The sequence below is a fragment of the Desulfocastanea catecholica genome, assembly GCF_054657295.1.
In genome coordinates this window covers 38,214-55,070 of the sequence record NZ_BAAHYZ010000001.1, presented here as the reverse complement: position 1 = coordinate 55,070, position 16,857 = coordinate 38,214, and the positions used below count along the sequence as shown (strand labels likewise).

Annotated in this window: 15 protein-coding genes; 10 read left to right on the top strand and 5 right to left on the bottom strand. The window is 51.0% G+C overall.

All coding sequences use genetic code 11. The features are described from left to right. Window positions 1-52 precede the first annotated feature (52 nt). The 7 genes from hemL to rimO all read left to right on the top strand — a co-directional run bounded on the left by hemL (window position 53) and on the right by rimO (window position 5,436). A complete protein-coding gene (gene hemL / locus ACYQ8U_RS00255; RefSeq protein ID WP_459943492.1) occupies window positions 53-1,345 on the top strand; it encodes a glutamate-1-semialdehyde 2,1-aminomutase in 1,293 nt (430 codons plus the stop codon). A 58-nt stretch (window positions 1,346-1,403) separates the two neighbouring features. Continuing rightward, entirely contained in the window at window positions 1,404-1,715 is a 312-nt protein-coding gene (locus ACYQ8U_RS00250; protein WP_459943491.1) for an AtpZ/AtpI family protein, read from the top strand. Between the two features lie 8 nt (window positions 1,716-1,723). Further along, window positions 1,724-2,146 carry an ATP synthase subunit I gene (locus tag ACYQ8U_RS00245; RefSeq protein ID WP_459943490.1) on the top strand — a complete coding sequence of 141 codons (423 nt, stop codon included), beginning with the start codon at window positions 1,724-1,726 and terminating at the stop codon, window positions 2,144-2,146. An 8-nt stretch (window positions 2,147-2,154) separates the two neighbouring features. After that, window positions 2,155-2,877: a F0F1 ATP synthase subunit A gene (gene atpB / locus ACYQ8U_RS00240; RefSeq protein WP_459943489.1), complete on the top strand. Its 723-nt coding sequence runs from the start codon at window positions 2,155-2,157 to the stop codon at window positions 2,875-2,877. 118 nt (window positions 2,878-2,995) lie between these two features. Next, window positions 2,996-3,247: an ATP synthase F0 subunit C gene (gene atpE / locus ACYQ8U_RS00235; RefSeq protein WP_459943488.1), complete on the top strand. Its 252-nt coding sequence runs from the start codon at window positions 2,996-2,998 to the stop codon at window positions 3,245-3,247. A 111-nt stretch (window positions 3,248-3,358) separates the two neighbouring features. Beyond that, entirely contained in the window at window positions 3,359-4,102 is a 744-nt protein-coding gene (locus ACYQ8U_RS00230) for a nucleoside phosphorylase (protein ID WP_459943487.1), read from the top strand. Continuing rightward, a complete protein-coding gene (gene rimO, locus ACYQ8U_RS00225; protein ID WP_459943486.1) occupies window positions 4,102-5,436 on the top strand; it encodes a 30S ribosomal protein S12 methylthiotransferase RimO in 1,335 nt (444 codons plus the stop codon). Before ACYQ8U_RS00230 ends, rimO begins: the two co-directional genes overlap by 1 nt. 117 nt (window positions 5,437-5,553) lie before the next feature. On the opposite strand, the gene ACYQ8U_RS00220 is transcribed toward rimO, so the two are convergent. From ACYQ8U_RS00220 to ACYQ8U_RS00200, 5 genes are all read right to left on the bottom strand, one after another. After that, a complete protein-coding gene (locus tag ACYQ8U_RS00220) occupies window positions 5,554-5,835 on the bottom strand; it encodes an HU family DNA-binding protein (protein WP_459943485.1) in 282 nt (93 codons plus the stop codon). Window positions 5,836-6,060: 225 nt separating this feature from the next. Then, a complete protein-coding gene (locus ACYQ8U_RS00215; protein ID WP_459943484.1) occupies window positions 6,061-6,777 on the bottom strand; it encodes a pseudouridine synthase in 717 nt (238 codons plus the stop codon). Further along, on the bottom strand, window positions 6,774-8,552 hold the full coding sequence (locus ACYQ8U_RS00210) for a UbiD family decarboxylase (RefSeq protein WP_459943483.1): 1,779 nt from the start codon (window positions 8,550-8,552) through the stop codon (window positions 6,774-6,776). Before ACYQ8U_RS00210 ends, ACYQ8U_RS00215 begins: the two co-directional genes overlap by 4 nt. A gap of 3 nt (window positions 8,553-8,555) precedes the next feature. Continuing rightward, window positions 8,556-8,804, bottom strand: coding sequence for a hypothetical protein (locus tag ACYQ8U_RS00205; RefSeq protein ID WP_459943482.1), 249 nt, complete (start codon window positions 8,802-8,804; stop codon window positions 8,556-8,558). A 31-nt stretch (window positions 8,805-8,835) separates the two neighbouring features. Then, complete coding sequence (locus ACYQ8U_RS00200; RefSeq protein ID WP_459943481.1) at window positions 8,836-9,243, bottom strand: secondary thiamine-phosphate synthase enzyme YjbQ; 408 nt, start codon at window positions 9,241-9,243, stop codon at window positions 8,836-8,838. Between the two features lie 246 nt (window positions 9,244-9,489). Here ACYQ8U_RS00200 and ACYQ8U_RS00195 point away from each other — a divergent pair, with 246 nt between their 5' ends. From ACYQ8U_RS00195 to ACYQ8U_RS00185, 3 genes are all read left to right on the top strand, one after another. Then, window positions 9,490-11,115, top strand: coding sequence for a glycogen synthase (locus ACYQ8U_RS00195; protein WP_459943480.1), 1,626 nt, complete (start codon window positions 9,490-9,492; stop codon window positions 11,113-11,115). A 24-nt stretch (window positions 11,116-11,139) separates the two neighbouring features. Further along, the gene (gene gap / locus ACYQ8U_RS00190; protein WP_459943479.1) at window positions 11,140-12,144 is read left to right on the top strand and encodes a type I glyceraldehyde-3-phosphate dehydrogenase; all 1,005 of its coding nucleotides are present in this window, start codon (window positions 11,140-11,142) and stop codon (window positions 12,142-12,144) included. Window positions 12,145-12,408: 264 nt separating this feature from the next. After that, window positions 12,409-16,686 (top strand): PEP/pyruvate-binding domain-containing protein, encoded by a 4,278-nt coding sequence (locus tag ACYQ8U_RS00185; protein WP_459943478.1) that lies wholly within the window; start codon window positions 12,409-12,411, stop codon window positions 16,684-16,686. Window positions 16,687-16,857: the final 171 nt, after the last annotated feature.

Below are 16,857 nucleotides of genomic sequence, written 5' to 3'. Positions count from 1 at the left end.
GTACGCTTGTAAGCAGCACAAGTGTTTTTTATCATAAATAAAGGAGTTACACATGCGATATACAGCCTCGGCGAAACTTTTTGAGCAGGCGAAAAAATTCATTCCCGGAGGGGTGAACAGTCCGGTGCGGGCCTGCCGCTCGGTGGGATGCGACCCGATATTCATTACCAAAGCGACCGGTGCGACTCTTACCGATGCCGACGGCAATGAATATGTCGACTTTGTCAGCTCCTGGGGGCCGATGATCGCCGGCCATGCCCACCCCGATATCATCGGTGCCGTGCAGCAAGCCGCTGCCTTGGGTACGAGTTACGGCGCACCGACGCCGCTGGAAATTGATCTGGCCTCCATGGTGGTCGAAGCCGTGCCCTCGATAGAAAAGGTCAGGTTTGTCAATTCGGGAACCGAAGCAACAATGAGTGCTGTTCGACTTGCCAGGGGGTATACCGGTAAGAAAGTCATTGTCAAGTTTGACGGCTGTTATCATGGCCATGCCGACTCATTTCTGGTCAAAGCCGGTTCCGGCATCATCACTCTCGGCATCCCGGGCAGTCCGGGGGTACCTGATGAAATAGTCAAAAATACCATCTCGATCCCCTATAACGATCTGCATGTTCTTGAGAAAACCTTGCGCGATGAAGGGCTGGAGATCGCCTGTGTTATCGTTGAACCTGTGGCGGGCAACATGGGCTGTGTACCACCTGCACCCGGTTTTCTCGAAAAACTGCGCACGCTCACCAGCGAACTCGGCATTGTCCTTATCTTTGATGAGGTCATCACCGGTTTCAGGCTCAGTTACGGCAGTGCCCAGCAATTTTATAACATATCTCCGGATCTGACCTGCCTGGGCAAGATTATCGGTGGCGGCCTGCCGGTCGGCGCCTACGGCGGCAAAGCGGAAATCATGAATTGTGTGGCTCCGGATGGTCCTGTGTACCAGGCAGGGACGCTCTCGGGTAACCCTCTGGCGATGGCTGCCGGAATAGCGACACTGAACCTCTTGCAAAAGCCGGGTTTTTACCAGCAGCTCGAAGAAAAAGCGGCGGGGTATGCCGGACAGCTGGAAGATATCGCTTCTTCCGTCGGGGTTGACGTACGGCTCAATCGTGTCGGCAGTATGATGACCGGATTTTTTACCTCAGAACCGGTGACTGATTTTCAGTCCGCCATGAAAGCGGATGCCGACAGATATGCACAACATTACCGGCAAATGCTGGCCGGAGGAATATACCTTGCACCCTCGCAGTTTGAAACAGCTTTTATTTCAGCAGCTCAGACGAAAGAGGACCTTGAAAAGGCACTGAAAATGACTGAATGGTCATTCAAAAAATTGCTCGAAAAGTGAAAAAATATTGACTTTGCCATGGAGTCATGATACCAAACTCGTTTATATTGTAATGTAATTGCAGGCGCAGAAAAAGTGGGTGGACAAAATGTCGGATGTAAAGAAGGAATTTGTTCAACTGCTGGCGAATTACGGCCATATCGGATTCACTTTTGTTGCGGCTATTGTCATCGGTATGGGTGGCGGCATCTACCTTGATCAGAAAGTTTTTGATGGCCGCACTACACCGTGGTTTACTTTTATCGGTCTGGCCTTTGGCATCGCCGCCGGCTACAAAGCATTGTTTGAAGTCATCTGGCGGGATAAGAAGGCTGAAGAAAAGAAGGCTGAGGATAAAAAGGCGCAGGAAAAGAAGGACCACGAAGGCTAGAGGGTTGTGTGACAGAGAACGTGTTGTCCCTGCAGAAAATGCAGGTAATCAGTTGCATCGTACTGGCTGTTATGACGTTAGCTTCAGCGGTGCTGGTTTCTCTGTGGTTTGCCTGGTCGGTATTTGCCGGGGGGCTTGTTTCGATCGCCAGCTTCTGGGTTTCGAATAAAGATGTGATGAGGTTGATTCATTCCGTCACCTCGATTGCATCCCCTGAAGACCGAAAGGCCCAGGCCCAGCAGGGGCAAAAGGGATATTTGCTTAAATTCTGGTTACGTATTGTACTTATAGGTATTGTGCTGCTTTTCTTGATCAAGAGCAAAACAGTCAATATCTTTGGCTTGATTTTAGGGTTGTCAACGGTAGTGATTGCGATCACATTCATCTCATTGCATGTGGCGGGGCACTATTTCTTCAGAGGGAGGAGGTAAAAGGAATTATGGAACATCCGATACTATTTATTTCAATCATCCTTGAAAAACTGGGACTTCCTGTCCCGCACGGTCCAGTTGGTCATACGTTTCTCGAGCAGCTGTGTGCGCCATATATGACCTACACCTGGTTGGTCATGGCGTTTCTTTTCCTTGTCTCGAGGCTGACTCTTGGCAATCTGGAAATGATTCCCGGTAAAGGACAGAATTTCTGGGAATTGGTCATCGGTGGGATGGATGATTTTTTTACCGATAATATGGGCAGGGAGATGGCCGATAAATTCTTTCCGATGATTGCCACGTTTGCCCTGTACATCGCAGTTGCCAATCTTATCGGGCTCATTCCCGGCTTTATGTCTCCGACCTCAAGTCTTAACACGACCTTGGCCTTGACGTTGATTGTCTGGTTCAGCCATCACCTCATCGGGTTTCGTGAGCACGGTCTGCACTACTACAAACACTTTATGGGCCCGGTCTGGTGGCTGGTACCTCTCCTGCTGCCGATTGAGATAATCAGTAACCTGGCGCGTCTCCTCTCGCTGTCGATCCGTCTTTTTGGAAATATCATGGCCAAGGAAACCCTGCTGGCCATCCTGTTTATGCTTGCCGGTGGATTTTTCGCTCCGCTGCCGATTATGATACTCGGTGTTCTCGTCTCGGTAGTCCAGGCGATGGTTTTTGTCCTCCTGACCGTTGTTTATTTCTCGCAGGCAAAAGAACATGCACATTAAAAGATGATTTTTTACTCCAGAAATTTTCTGGGGAAAATGATCTTCATTTATATCAAATTTTGAGTAGGACAAGTAATAAAGAAGAAGGCCAACAACTAAACTTTTTAAGGAGAAAACAATGGAAGGAAATCTTCAATTAGCGTTGATCTGCATCGGTGCCGCACTTTCAATCGGTCTGGCTGGTCTGGGAGCAGGTATTGGTATCGGTTCTGTTGGTAACGGTGCATGTCAGGGACTTGCAAGAAACCCCGAAGTACAGCCCAAGCTGATGGTGTTCATGATTCTTGGTATGGCACTTGCCGAGTCTGTTGCTATTTATGGACTGGTTATTTCTTTGATTCTTCTCTATGCTAACCCCCTGTTGGGATAAGAATTTTAAAGAACATAACGATTGAATGATGATCGTTGAAACGGGCTGCAGAGACTTCTGCAGCCCGTTTCCTATTTTAATGCGTCTTAATAAGAAAGCTGGAGATTGCAGGTGGTTGTTGATTCCATTGAACATATTGTCATTCATCCGCGCAGGCATAAAAAAGAGAAACTCCTTCCGGAAAACGGTCTTCTGCTAGTCAATCCCTCGGAGGCTTCCGAGTGTCTTCGTCGATTAAAGCTCGGCGGCGGAGAACAACGCTTTCTCTTCAACTCCGACATGGTCGTGGCCGGGGATCCGCCCTATTTTGCCGCAGGACCGGCTATTGGGGCGCCTATGGCTGCCCTCACCCTGGAAAAATTGATTGCTCTTGAGGCAAGAAGGGTTATTCTTTTCGGCTGGTGCGGTGCGATATCACCAACCTTGCAGGTCGGTGATATCGTTGTACCCGGCAAGGCTCTCTCCGGGGAAGGAACGTCCGGATATTACAGTCCGGATAACACGGCGGCACCTGATGCGGATCTCTCTGCACAGATTGTAAAGGTTTTTGCTGACCGCGACCTTGCCGTCCACCGCGGCTGTGTCTGGTCGACCGATGCAGTGTACCGCGAAGACAGGCGGCTCCTGAATAAGCTCTGCCAGGAAAGTGGGGTAGTCGGTGTTGACATGGAATTTTCCGCTCTTTGTGCCGTAGCCGCCTTTCGGAAAATTGAATTTGCCGCCGTCCTTACCGTATCCGATGAACTTTGGGGTGATTCCTGGCGACCTGGTTTTTCAAAAAGAAATTTTATGGTACAAAAACAAGCTGCACTGCAGGTGCTGCTTCAACATCTTGCACGTTTTGGGAATAAATAATGGCCTCTTTTCATCTCATCAGTCTTGGTTGTGCCAAAAATTTGGTCGATTCAGAGGTTATGCTTGGTTCCATGGTTGCAGCCGGCTGGGAACTGGTAGATAGTCCTGATGACGCCGAGCTCCTCCTCCTGAATACCTGCGGCTTTATCCAGCCGGCGGTGGAAGAGGCCATAGCGGAAATTTTTGAGCTGGTCGAGATCAAGGAGCGGTCACCGGAAAAAAAGATTGTCGTCGTTGGCTGTCTTGTCCAGCGCTATAAGGAAAGTCTCCTTGAAGAGCTGCCGGAGGTCGACCTTTTTCTTGGTACGGAAGGTGCGGCTGATATTGCCGATTATGTCGCGAAGATGAGCAATGGCGAGCTGCAGGATCGGGTCGTCTTGCCGGACAGATTCCTTATGTCGAGCAGGACGCCGCGTATTATCTCCACGCCTGTCTACCGGGCGTGGTTGAAGATCACCGAAGGCTGTGACAACAGGTGCTCCTATTGTATGATTCCGGCTATTCGAGGCCGGTTGCGCAGCCGGACTATTGATGATCTCACCCGTGAAGCGGTGCAGCTTGAGAAATATGGCGTTAAGGAACTCTCTCTCATTGCCCAGGACAGTACCGCCTATGGCAATGACCTGGCCCAGGGAGACAATCTTGTCCGCTTGATGGGCCAGCTGCTGCAGCGAACATCTGTGCCGTGGCTGCGTATGCTTTATCTCTATCCTACCGGCATAAGCGACGCACTCCTGCAGTTGATGGCGGACAATCCCCGGATAGTGCCGTATCTCGATATTCCGCTGCAGCATGTCAGCGATAAAATCCTTCGCTCGATGAACCGGCGTTATAGTGCAGAACAGCTTTTCGCTACTGTTCATCGAATCAGAACCGTTCTGCCCGATATAGCGCTTCGGACCACTTTTCTTGTCGGTTTTCCAGGAGAAACGGAAGAGGATTTTTTAGAGATTGAAACATTTTTGCGAAAGGTGCAGTTCGATCATGTCGGCGTCTTTCCTTATGCCAATGAGGAAGGCTGTCCCTCTGAGAAATTTGGCGATCAACTGCCGGAGGCGGAGAAGCTGCGGCGACGTGACTACCTTCTTGATGTCCAGTCGGAGTTGTCCGAGGCAATTCAGAAAAAATACATCGGCAGGGTCGAACCGGTTTTGGTTGAAGGATTGAGCAGGGAGACTGATCTGTTGCTCGAAGGGAGAACAAGGTATCAGGCACCGGAAGTTGACGGCTGTGTCTATATCAATGCCGGCGTCGCCAGCCCGGGAGATATCGTACCCGTACATATCACCGAGGCCCAGGTATATGATTTGATAGGCGAGATTGTTGAACGGTAGAGGCAGGGACCTGAAATGTCCGGGCAACGTCATTTACATACGCACGTCCCGGCACAAGGGTCAAGTTACCGGGCCTTGCGGGCGTAATCAGGCTTCTAGCGGGCAGGCTGCTTCGGGCTATTTACCGTTGTTCACTTTTTCTCGCAGTTCTTTACCGACCTTGAAAAAAGGGAGCCTTTTCGGTTTAACCTGAATTTTCTTTCCGGTTTTTGGGTTTCTGCCTTCGTAAGAATCGTATTTTTTTATAACAAAGCTGCCAAAGCCTCGAATTTCAATGCTTTCCCCTCTGGCCAGGGCTTCGGTCATCGTTTCAATAACAGTATTGGTTATTGCCGCGGCCTCCCGATGAGGTACATTTATATCCTGTGCCAATGCCTCGATGAGTTCTGATTTATTCATACGTGTGACTCCTGTCTTCGGAAAGCAAGTTAAAGTTTTTTTTCACCTGCATTTGTCGAATAATTTATGAAGAGTAGATGAGGCTCACATCTGTGGCTGGAAGCCAGACAAGCAAAAAAACATAAGAATTCAATCTGTTACATGGGCTTAATGGGTTCCGGATATTGCTTCATGCCCCTAACTATTTAGATTTAATCAGCTATTTGGCGATTTGTAAAGAAAATTCTATAAAAAGATCTTATTTAATTCTGAAGGGTTAAGTTGTCTATAGTCCCCGAGTGCCATCCGGCCAAGAGAGAGTTTGCCGTAGGCGGTACGCTTAAGATGGAGGACAGGATGACCGATGAAGGCAAACATTTTCTTTACCTGTCGCTTCCTGCCCTCGTGGATAATAATCCGCATGAGGCAGTTTCTGCCCGCATGGGCGACAACGGAGACCGTAGCCGGCGAGGTCATTTTATCTTCCAGAAAAATGCCTCGTTCAAGAAGCGCAATTTTGTCCTTTTGCGGGCAGCCTTTGACCAGGGCCTCATACGTTTTGTCGATGCCGTGACTGGGATGTTGGATTTTCTGGGCGAAATCTCCATCATTGGTGAGGATCAGGGCTCCTTCGGTATCCAGATCCAATCTGCCGACCGGAAAAAGCCGGGCCTTGCTCGTTTTAATAAGAGAGGTAACAATTGGTCTGCCCTGGGGGTCGGAGAGGGTGGTTACGTAGCCTTTCGGCTTGTTGAGCAGGTAATAGACCAGCTGTTCCTTTGCCTCGACCACTTTGCCATCGAAGGTGACGCGGTTCTTGCCGGGAAGCACCTGGGTACCCATCTCCTTGACGATCACCCCGTCCACGGCAATCCGCCCCGCGGCGATGAGCTCCTCGGCCTTGCGTCTCGAGGCAATGCCGCACTGGGCGATATATTTCTGCAGGCGCAGGGGAGTGCTCATCGCCACTCAGCAGGAATAATTTTTGCGAACTTGCTGTCCACCAGTTCTTTTGTCGCCGTATCGACTTCGAGAATATCCGTATACCAGGGTTTCATGCGGCAATCTATGCTGATGGGTGGCTGCAGGCCGACGTGGAAACGGTTGACCGAGGCGGCGCGGGCGTGAATATCCGCCGCCGGTTCGAAGCGGGTGAACATTGACCAGAGGAAGTCCTGCATGGACGAAGTAGTTTCATGGCAATTATCGACGAGCACGATAACCGGCCATTGCTCAAGTGCCTCGCTTTCACAGAGCAGCTTGGCCAGGTCGGGACTTTCCCGGTAAGGCGTTCCCTGGACGACCAGGGTGCCGGGCAGAAACACCTTTGGGTGGGTACAACCGGAGGGCAGCGTTGCGGAAAAGGTTCGCGGCAGCTCACGTTTTTTCTCTTTGCCGAGTCCCATGAGCATGGCTTTGGAGCCCTTGTTGACTGAAGGTCCGGTATAATCCAGGGTGTCCTGCGAGACATTGGCAAAAACGAACAGGTCCTGCTGCCAGTGCACCCTCTCAAGGACGTGAACCCACAATTGCCCAAAATCAGTGATATCTATATCGCCGTCGGTGATAAGGAGAAATTTCGTCAGGGAAAGCTGCCCTTCACCGAGAATGCGCAGCCCGCAGGCAAAGGCCTCGCGCGGGTATCTGTTGGCAACTTTTGCCGCGGCCAGACAGTGAAAACCGGTTTCGCCAAAGGTTTTCAGTTCTTGCACCCCTTTCATGACCAGGGGAAAGAGGGGAGACAGCAGATCCTGCAGGAAATCACCGATAAAAAAATCCTCCTGCCTCGGACGGCCGACCACCGTGGCCGGATAGATAGCCTTGTGTCGATGATAGAGGTGACTGACTTGAAACACCGGATAATCGTGCTGCAGGGAATCATAGCCATAATGGTCGCCAAAGGGGCCTTCCGGGTGGCGCAGGTGCGGCGGCACCTGGCCCTTGATGGCAAATTCGGCGTTGGCCACCAGCCGATGCCCGCCTAAGGGGTCGTCGGTCATCCGCAGTTTGTCGCCGATGAGCAGGGAGGTCAGCATTAATTCTGGCAGATCCTCGGGGAGTGGCGCAATGGCCGAGAGCATCAGTGCCGGAGGGCCGCCGATGTAGAGGGTCAATGGCAGGGCGCGGTTCTGTTTCTCCGCCGCAAAATAATGATAGCCGCCCCCCTTGTGGATCTGCCAGTGGATGCCGGTGGTCACCTCGTCATGTCTCTGGATACGGTACATGCCGAGATTATGTCCCTTGCCGTCCGGATGTTCGGTATAGACCAGCGGCAGGGTGACAAAAGGGCCGCCGTCGCTGTGCCAGGATGTCAGCATGGGCAGAGAGCTCAGTCGTGCCGGCTTCTGCAGGTTTTCAAGTATCGGGCCGTTTTTCACGGTTTTTAAACCAATTTTCAGGCCATCGAGGATAAGGCCGCGGCTCTCCCAGATCTTGCCGAGCGACAGCGGCATGATCGATTCGGCAAGACGGACGATGTCGCGGACAAATTGCTGCGGTTTATGGCCAAAGGCCAGCTCGAGTCTTTTGCTGGTGCCGAAGAGATTGGTGGTGACCGGAAAGTCCGAGCCCTTTACCCGGGTGAACAGCAGGGCAGGTCCTCCTGCGGCAATGATGCGCCGGTGGATCTCGGCGATTTCCAGGGCGGGGTCGACCTCCTCGTCAATCACCAGGAGTTGGTGCTCTTTCTTTAATACGTCCAGGTAACTGCGCAGATCGTCCAGTTTTGTTGTGCCCACCGCTTACTCCTTGTCATCGTGGCGATGGTGCGTATCGCCAAGAAAGAGGCCATGGTATTCGTTCTCGCTGAGATGGCTGCGCAACAGGTCCATGAAATAATCGACGAATCGAATAATTTCTTCACTGGAGAGCCGTGAGGCCAGTACTTTGGCCAAATCCTCCTGGCCGCCGAGCTGGAGAAAGGTAACAAGCGATTGTCGATCAAGTTCCTCGGTCAGGCCGAAGCATATTTTTGATGGATCTAATTTCATAGTGTTTATCTACATGGGGGAAAGAGGGCGATTATGTGTGGTCGGGGATAATTTTCCAGCGTATGGAACGACTCCGCGGACCGTCAAATTCACAGAAAAAGACTTTTTGCCAGGTGCCGAGCTGCAGTTTGCCGTGGTCGATATGGATGGTCAGCGAACTGCCGGTGATGAGGGCCATGAGGTGCGAAGGGGAGTTGCCTTCCGCATGCTGATAGTTCAGGTTGCGGGGCACGATATGGCGCAGGCCTTGTATGATATCTCGACAAACATCGGGGTCTGCGCCTTCATTGATGGTGAGACCGGCGGTGGTGTGCGGATTAAAAAGGAACAGTATACCTGAAGAAATCGGCTGCCTGCTGAGCAGCCTGTCCAGCTCTGCGGTGATGTTGACAAGCTCCATCTGCGCAGTAGTGGTAATATGTAAGGTGCCGCCGGCCATAGTTTATCCTGTCGTATGTATCCCTTGCCAAGGGAGATGCGTTTTTTACCATATGCTCAAGGGATCATTATAGGTTCTTTTTCCCTGTCGGTCAATCTTTGCCGGGGAGCATCTTTCCTTCGACAATCGCTCGACCGGCAGACTTGACATCGGTCCTTTTGCGAATACTATAGATAAATTGTATGGGCCGTATGCGATGGTCAGACAGATGCTGAAACGAAAAAAATAACAGAACATGAGAAAAAAGTGGCCAGACAAGACGAGCAGATAAAAAATATCTGGATGCTCAGCAGGGAGTACGGAAATATTGCCGGTGCCGGTGGCGTCAAGGATGTCGCCTGTCAGTTGGCTGAAGCCCTGGCCCGTTGGACGGGCCGTTCGGTCCATGTGGTGCTGCCCCTGTATGGCTTTCTCGACGTTCAGGTTCTCGGGTTTCAGCCGTTAGAGGATTTTTTGTGCCGGGATAGAATGCTCCAGCTGCAGATCGACATGCATCGTCCCGATAGTTTCGTCGACGAAAATGTCTCCTATTTTTATCAAAAAATAAACAGGGTGCACGTCTATCTAGTTGCTGCTGAGCGATTTCATGACAAGTCCGATGTGTATACCTATACGGAAAAGGATCAAAGCCGGCTGCCCTGGCAGAAGAAATCGATGGGCCATCATGACTATTTTGCCATGAATATTCTGCACCAGAAAGCGACGCTTGAACTGATCATCAGCCTCGGTGAGAGACCCGATGTCATTCATTGCCACGATGGGCACACGGCAATACTGCCGGCACTGATCCGGGAAAATCCCGGATACCGCAGTTATTTCCGCGGAACAGGCTGCCTGGTGACCATCCATAATGCCGGTTACGGCTACCATCAGGAAATTGCCGATATCCCCTATGCCCAGTCCATTACCGGCTTGTCGAGTCAGGTGATCGACACCAATCAGCTTGATCGTAAATTCGATCCACTGCTGGTTGCCGGCCACTATGCGGTTGTGAATACAGTCAGTGAAAACTATGCAAAAGAACTGCAGGAAACCGACAGTGATGCGCTGACCGGCTGGCTCGGGCATGAGTTGAAAAAAAGAAACGTCATCCTCGAGGGGGTGACCAACGGCATTGAACCGGATTTTTTCTCCTCCTCGGTCATTGCCGGTGGCGATCCCGCCCTGTTATTTGATCCGGGAAACAGTGCCGATGATCTTGTGGGGAAGGTACACTGTAAGGCAGCTCTGCTGGCCGAGATTGCCGAAGGTGGCGCATTGCCAGGAGTGCAGCGCTTCGGCACCTTGCGCAACCGCGTGGAGGATCCTCTCTTTACCTTTATTGGACGTCTCAGTGAGCAGAAAGGGATTGATACGCTGATGGAGGTGGTGGAGGTCCTGCTCGAAAAAGAAATGCACATCCAGATGCTTCTTCTCGGCAATGGCAGTGCGGCCTTCGAGTCACGATTGATTGCCCTGTGCAGAGATAAACGGTTACGCGGCAGGATGTGCTTTTTGCAAGGTTTCAGCCCGGAACTGGCCAACAGGATCTATGCTGCCGGGGATTTTTTTATTGTGCCGTCAAAATACGAGCCCTGTGGACTGACTGATTTTATTGCGCAACTTTTCGGCAATATTCCAGTGGTCCACCATGTTGGCGGTTTAGTGAAGATAAGAGACGGGATCACGGGCATTGCCTATCAGGGAGATAGTCCTGATGAGCTGCTCCTGGCTCTGCAGAGGGCCCTGGCGCTCTTTGCCGACGAGCCCGCCAGGCGCAGGATGCAGCAACAGGCGGTTGAAGAGATCCGGCAACATTACACCTGGTCGAAGGTTATGCAAAAATATCTGCAATTGTACCGGGAAGCGAAAAGAACGCAGATCTGCCGGTAAAATATTATTTAAAGGAGATGAGCTATGACGGTAAAGATAGGTATAAATGGTTTTGGTCGGATCGGCAGAAATATTTTCCGGGCGTTAAGTAAAGATAAAGCTTTTTCTGATGTTGAAGTTGTCGCCATCAATGATTTGACCGACAATGCAATCCTGGCCCACCTGTTGAAATATGATTCGGTTATGGGAATCTATGAAAAAGAAGTCTGGAGTAGCGAAAAAGGTATCGTGGTTGATGGCCGGGAAATTGCTGTCTCCAGCCACCGCAATCCTGCCGATATTCCCTGGGGTGCCCTGGGTGTCGAATACGTCGCGGAATGTACCGGAATTTTTCGTGATAGCGAATCCGCCCAGGGCCACCTCGATGGCGGTGCCGCGAAGGTGGTTATTTCCGCCCCGGCGAAAGGCAATGTGAAAACCTTTGTTATGGGGGTGAACGAGGATGAATATGACGCGACAATCCACCATGTCGTCTCCAATGCCTCCTGTACCACCAACTGTCTGGCCCCGTTTGCCAAGGTTATCCTCGATAAATTTGGGATAAAGCGCGGTCTTATGACCACCATTCACGCCTATACCGGAGACCAGCGCCTGCTTGACTTTCCCCATTCCGATCCACGTCGGGCGAGGGCTGCCGCCCTGTCGATGATTCCCACTAAAACCGGAGCCGCCGCCGCTGTTTCCCTGGTTATCCCGGAGTTGAAGGGCAAATTCGACGGTCTCGCCGTTCGGGTGCCCACCCCGACGGTTTCTCTGGTTGATGCGGTGATGGAAGTGGAAAAAGAAACGACCGTCGATGAGGTAAACCGGGCCCTGAAAGAGGCGACCAACAGATATCTCGGCTATACCGATTTACCGCTCGTCTCCATCGATTTCCAGGGCGACCCCCGTTCTTCAGTCATTGATGCCCAGTCAACCAAGGTCATCGGCTCGACGGTAAAGGTGATGAGCTGGTACGATAACGAATGGGGGTATTCCAACAGGATGATCGATCTTATTCTGCACATGGAGGCCAATAAGGCAATCTGACGCAGCGCTTTGCCATATCATGCCCCGGGCATTCGGTGCTGGTCAACGTTTACCTGAAAGCGTCTTTGGAGTTGTCTTCAAAGGCGCTTTTTTTTTAACGCTTGCCATGACGAGCAGGTATTCATTATACTCCGAAGCTTGGATTATAAATGAAAAACAGAGGTTTTTGCCGGATAAACGACAGGATTGTCCTGGGTCGGTAAACCGTAAGCGCTGAGGCAAAACCATCGTTGTCAATATCAGAAAGAGTCGAAAGAGACGGATATGCAAAAGAAAGAGAGCAGTGCGGCAATTGAGTCCGATGCGCTGAAGGCAAATTTGCTGGAGACCGCCGGACATGTTGACATTGAGCGGGAGCTCCTTGTTCTGCTTGAGGTCGTTGACCAATTCAAGGGTTTGCATGCAACACTGGAAAAATTACTTTATGAAGTCTGTCATCCTTTTCGAAATTGGAAAATCATTCTGCCGCAGTTGCGCAGTTTTGTTCTGAAAAACTTCAATCATTATATAACCCATGAAAAGGGACCGGAAGCCTTCCGGCTTTTTTCCCGCCTTTTTATGGAGGCGCTGAAAGATACCAAACGGGATCCTGCACTCCTTTCCCAGGCCGTCGGGGCAATAATGGTCTGGCTCGATAAGCTGGTCCATGCCTTGAGCCGTGAAGATCTGCAACGGTTTGCGCCGGAGTTGAATGCGCTCTTTGAGCAGCTGAGGTCGCTTGACAAAAGGGATCGGGTAATCATGATGCAGATTGTCCACGGACAGCATCCGTTAAATAAAATTGTCAAAGGACTGCTGGAGATAACCGACCAGGATGAGCAACATTTTGATTTTCTCCCTGCGGCCAGGCTGTTGCAGATAATTCTCCGCCGCTGCTATGATTACTGGCTGCAGGAGGATGACCCTCTCACCTGGTTTCTCGATCGCTGTGCCATTCCGGTGACCGATTTCCATTCTTCCCAGCTGTTTCACACCATCTCCCACGAAGTGATGCAGGAACACCTGGCCTTGCTGCAGACACTGCCCCTGGAGCAGGAGCCCATGGGGAGCTTGAAGAGAATGCTCGAATTGCCGGACCATATCGATCTTGTCAAATATTATCGGGACATGCCGAATAAACTCGTCGAGGCGGAAGAAGTCTTCCTGCGGCTGGAGCAGAAAGGCAGGACCTTTCTGCATTATTTTAACGAGAACAGGAAATTACTTTTTCTCTTCAAGATCATGGATACGAAGGGCCTGTATCTTATCCATGAGGAAACGCTGCGGGAGATTAACCGCAGTCTGGTGCAGTTGATCAGGGAGCAGAGTTTCGAGGAGATTGAAGAGTTCCTGCTGACTACTTTTGAGCTGCTCAAGGCCAACGTCCGCAAATATCCGCACACCTCTCTTCAGTGTATCCAGGTCCTTGGTGCCGAGGTCTTTGATCGTGGCAATAGCCGGATGGTCGAGGCGTTTCTCTGGGGGGTGGTGCGTTTTGGTTTTCAACATGCCAGTGTCGTTGGTGTCGATGAAAACTGGCAGCCCCTGGCCAATCCTGCCCATCTGGCCAATATCAGAGTGTGGCTGCATCTGATTATGCGTGAACCCAAATGGTGTTCGACGCTTTTTTCCGCCCTGATCATTCATCTCAAGCTTTCTGGGACCTGTATAAAAGACACCGATTTGTTCCAGCGGGATATTACCCAGTTACTCAACCATCCGATCGAGCCGATCTATAACCTGACCAAACAGTTCGCCAAACTGATGCCGGTTTTTTTTAATGAAATCGGCTCGGAAGGTGAGTTGCGTGATGTTTCCACGGAACTTGACGAAATCCATAAGCGAAAAGATGTTTTGATTCATTTCTTACGCAAGCAGGGGCATGTGGAAAGCTCGAATCTCATCGTTGATTTTATCCAGGCTATCATTCTCTTCTGGAAAACACGGAATAAAATGCTGCTCATTCCCTATATCCCCGAGGATGTCTACAGCCAGGTGCAGACGCAGGGCGAGTTTATTGATGATCAGTTCGTCCTCAGTGAGAGGTTCTGGCAGGAGATGGGCATAGATCGGGTCGAAGGTATCCTGTCACAGAACAATAGCCGGATTAGTGGTTTTCTCGACAAGCAGAAAGATCTGCCCGCCCATGAGGTCAGGCGGTTTGCCTTGCTGGTTCGGATGTACAAGCTCCTGCATAAAAAATATAATCTGGGCTTTCTGCAGTTGCATTCGGAAATCAGCCGGGCGGTCCATGATGGCTTTCCGGAGATGGAGCTCCTTCTCTCCGGTCTTGATCACTCCGACACGGAGACCTGTCTTGAGGCCCTGCTGACCGCCCTTGAAGGACTGCAGGAGATAATCCTGTCGGAAGAAACCTTCGAAGCCCAGGAAGACATTTATTATAAACGGCATATCGCCGTCGATATTCCTTCCGTCTACGGCCGCTACAAAGAACGTAAATTTGACGCCCTCAGTCTCACCTTTCGTCTGGAGAATCTGGCCAACCTCTATCTGGAGAAGCTGCCGGAAACGGTCAATCTTTCCATTATCACCCAGGCCACCTTTTATAATATCGTCCGCTGTATCAAACTTTTCCTGCGGGCGCTGGTCATCGACGGCATCACCTCCCGCCGGCTGGTTACCTATCTGGCGCTGCTCGAAAATTCGCTGAAAGTGCGGCGTTTTTCCTATACGCAGTATCTGGATATTTTTCGCGGCATGTCCGAGGGCGTCAAAGATATAATTTATGCCTTCTATACGAACATTCATCAGAATAATCTGTCGATTATCATCCCGCAGATTGGTCGGGAAAATATCCTTGAGAAGTTCAGCACTCTCTACGACGAAGCGGAAACAGGCACTACGGTGCAGAGGTTGTCCGAGGTTTTTTTGCGCGAACTCATCTCTTCCACCTTCGGCTTGCAGCATCTGGACAATTTCATTCTGCGTATCCTGCAGACCCTGGAAAACCAGAAAGATCTGCTCGATCAGGAAAAACTCGATCTGTTGATGACTTATAACCCGGAACGGGCGCTGTCTCTTTTACATAGGCCCAATCCTTTTACCAACAATCTTATCCACCTGGGCAATAAAGGATATAATCTGGCCACGCTGACCAGGGACGGCAAAAGGGTTCCCCCGGCCTTTGTCATCACCACCGAAATTTTTCGCTGCCGGGATATTGTTTTTGGCTATACCCGGACCCGGGAAGAATTTATGCAGAAAGTACGCCACGCCCTCACCGAGATCGAGCTGTTGACCGGCAAGACCTTTGGCTCCCCGGAATCCCCCTTGCTGTTGTCGGTACGAAGCGGCGGAGCTATTTCCATGCCGGGAATGATGGCCACTGTGCATAATGTCGGTTTTAATGAAGAAATGATCAACGAGTTTATTGCCAATAATGGCAATGCCTATCTTGCCTGGGACAACTATCGACGGTTTTTGCAGTCATGGGCGATGATTTCCGGCATCGGCCGGGAAGATTTCCAGACGCTGATGAATACTGCCAAGGCCAAATATAATGTCACTCTGAAACGACATTTTTCATCGGAACAGATGAAGGAGCTTGCCCTTTCCTACCAACGGCTGATCAGGCAACGGGGACATGGTATTCCCGATGATCCCTGGCTGCAGTTGATGAATGCCATCCAGCTGGTCCTCGATTCCTGGGAAACCCAGAAGGCCGTTGAGTACCGGAAAATCATGGATGTGTCGGATTCCTGGGGCACGGCAGTGATTGTTCAGGCGATGGTGTTTGGCAACAAGAGTGGCAACGCCGGGGCCGGCGTTGTCTTTACCGCTCATCCCTATCGCAAGGTGCAGCGGGTGGCGCTCTGGGGAGATTACGCCTATGGCGATCAGGGGGAGGATATCGTTTCCGGTCTGGTTTCCAGCTGTGCCGTTTCCGTTGAACAGGCCAAACTTGATGGTCGATCGGTGGATGAGACGATGGAGGTGCGCTTTCCGAAAATCTATATGAAATTACTGGAAATATCCAGGGAGCTCGTTTATGACAAGCGCTGGAATCCCCAGGAAATCGAGTTTACATTCGAGGGACCGGAACCCGATGAACTTTACCTCCTGCAGACGCGGGATATGATTACCATCAAGAAAAAAGAGCATCTGAATGTCTTTGTCGAAAGTGCGGAGCTGGCAACCGCCCACCTTGGTAAAGGCGTTGGTGTTTCTGGATCGGCCCTGTCCGGCAGGGCGGTTTTCACGGAAGAAAATATCCGTGAACTGAGAAAATCCGACCCCGGCACTCCGCTCATTCTCATCAGACAGGACACTGTGCCGGAGGATATCAAGGTGGTCAGTGAGGCCGACGGTCTGCTTACCTCTCGCGGCGGACAAACCTCCCATGCCTCGGTTGTCGCGGTCCGGCTTGAGAAGACCTGTGTCGTCGGATGCAGCAGCTTGAAGGTGTACGAGTCGGAACAATATTGTGAAATTGCCGGAGTACGTATCGGTTTTGGCGACCCGGTGTCGATCGATGGGCGAAACGGCCAGGTCTTGAACGGCATGCACCCCATTGTTGAAGAATATCATATCCTGCCGATATAGTATGCGTCAGTAGTTACTGGAGTGCATTTTTTTTAATGCGTTTCTGCCTCTGGAAAGTACAATAGGCAAAGAAGCTTAGCATATATAGAAAAACAGCAGATGCGGTAAAACATCAATGATGTTCGCAAAGCAAGACACCAAAGGTCGGCGAGAGAGTCTAGAAACACCACA

Coding starts and splice junctions, on each gene's coding strand:
- hemL (WP_459943492.1), top strand. CDS start 53: ATGCGATATACAGCCTCGGCGAAACTTTTTGAGCAGGCGAAAAAATTC.
- ACYQ8U_RS00200 (WP_459943481.1), bottom strand. CDS start 9,243: ATGGCCGGCGGCACCTTACATATTACCACTACTGCGCAGATGGAGCTT.
- ACYQ8U_RS00220 (WP_459943485.1), bottom strand. CDS start 5,835: ATGAATAAATCAGAACTCATCGAGGCATTGGCACAGGATATAAATGTA.
- atpB (WP_459943489.1), top strand. CDS start 2,155: ATGGAACATCCGATACTATTTATTTCAATCATCCTTGAAAAACTGGGA.
- gap (WP_459943479.1), top strand. CDS start 11,140: ATGACGGTAAAGATAGGTATAAATGGTTTTGGTCGGATCGGCAGAAAT.
- ACYQ8U_RS00185 (WP_459943478.1), top strand. CDS start 12,409: ATGCAAAAGAAAGAGAGCAGTGCGGCAATTGAGTCCGATGCGCTGAAG.
- atpE (WP_459943488.1), top strand. CDS start 2,996: ATGGAAGGAAATCTTCAATTAGCGTTGATCTGCATCGGTGCCGCACTT.
- ACYQ8U_RS00215 (WP_459943484.1), bottom strand. CDS start 6,777: ATGAGCACTCCCCTGCGCCTGCAGAAATATATCGCCCAGTGCGGCATT.
- ACYQ8U_RS00205 (WP_459943482.1), bottom strand. CDS start 8,804: ATGAAATTAGATCCATCAAAAATATGCTTCGGCCTGACCGAGGAACTT.
- rimO (WP_459943486.1), top strand. CDS start 4,102: ATGGCCTCTTTTCATCTCATCAGTCTTGGTTGTGCCAAAAATTTGGTC.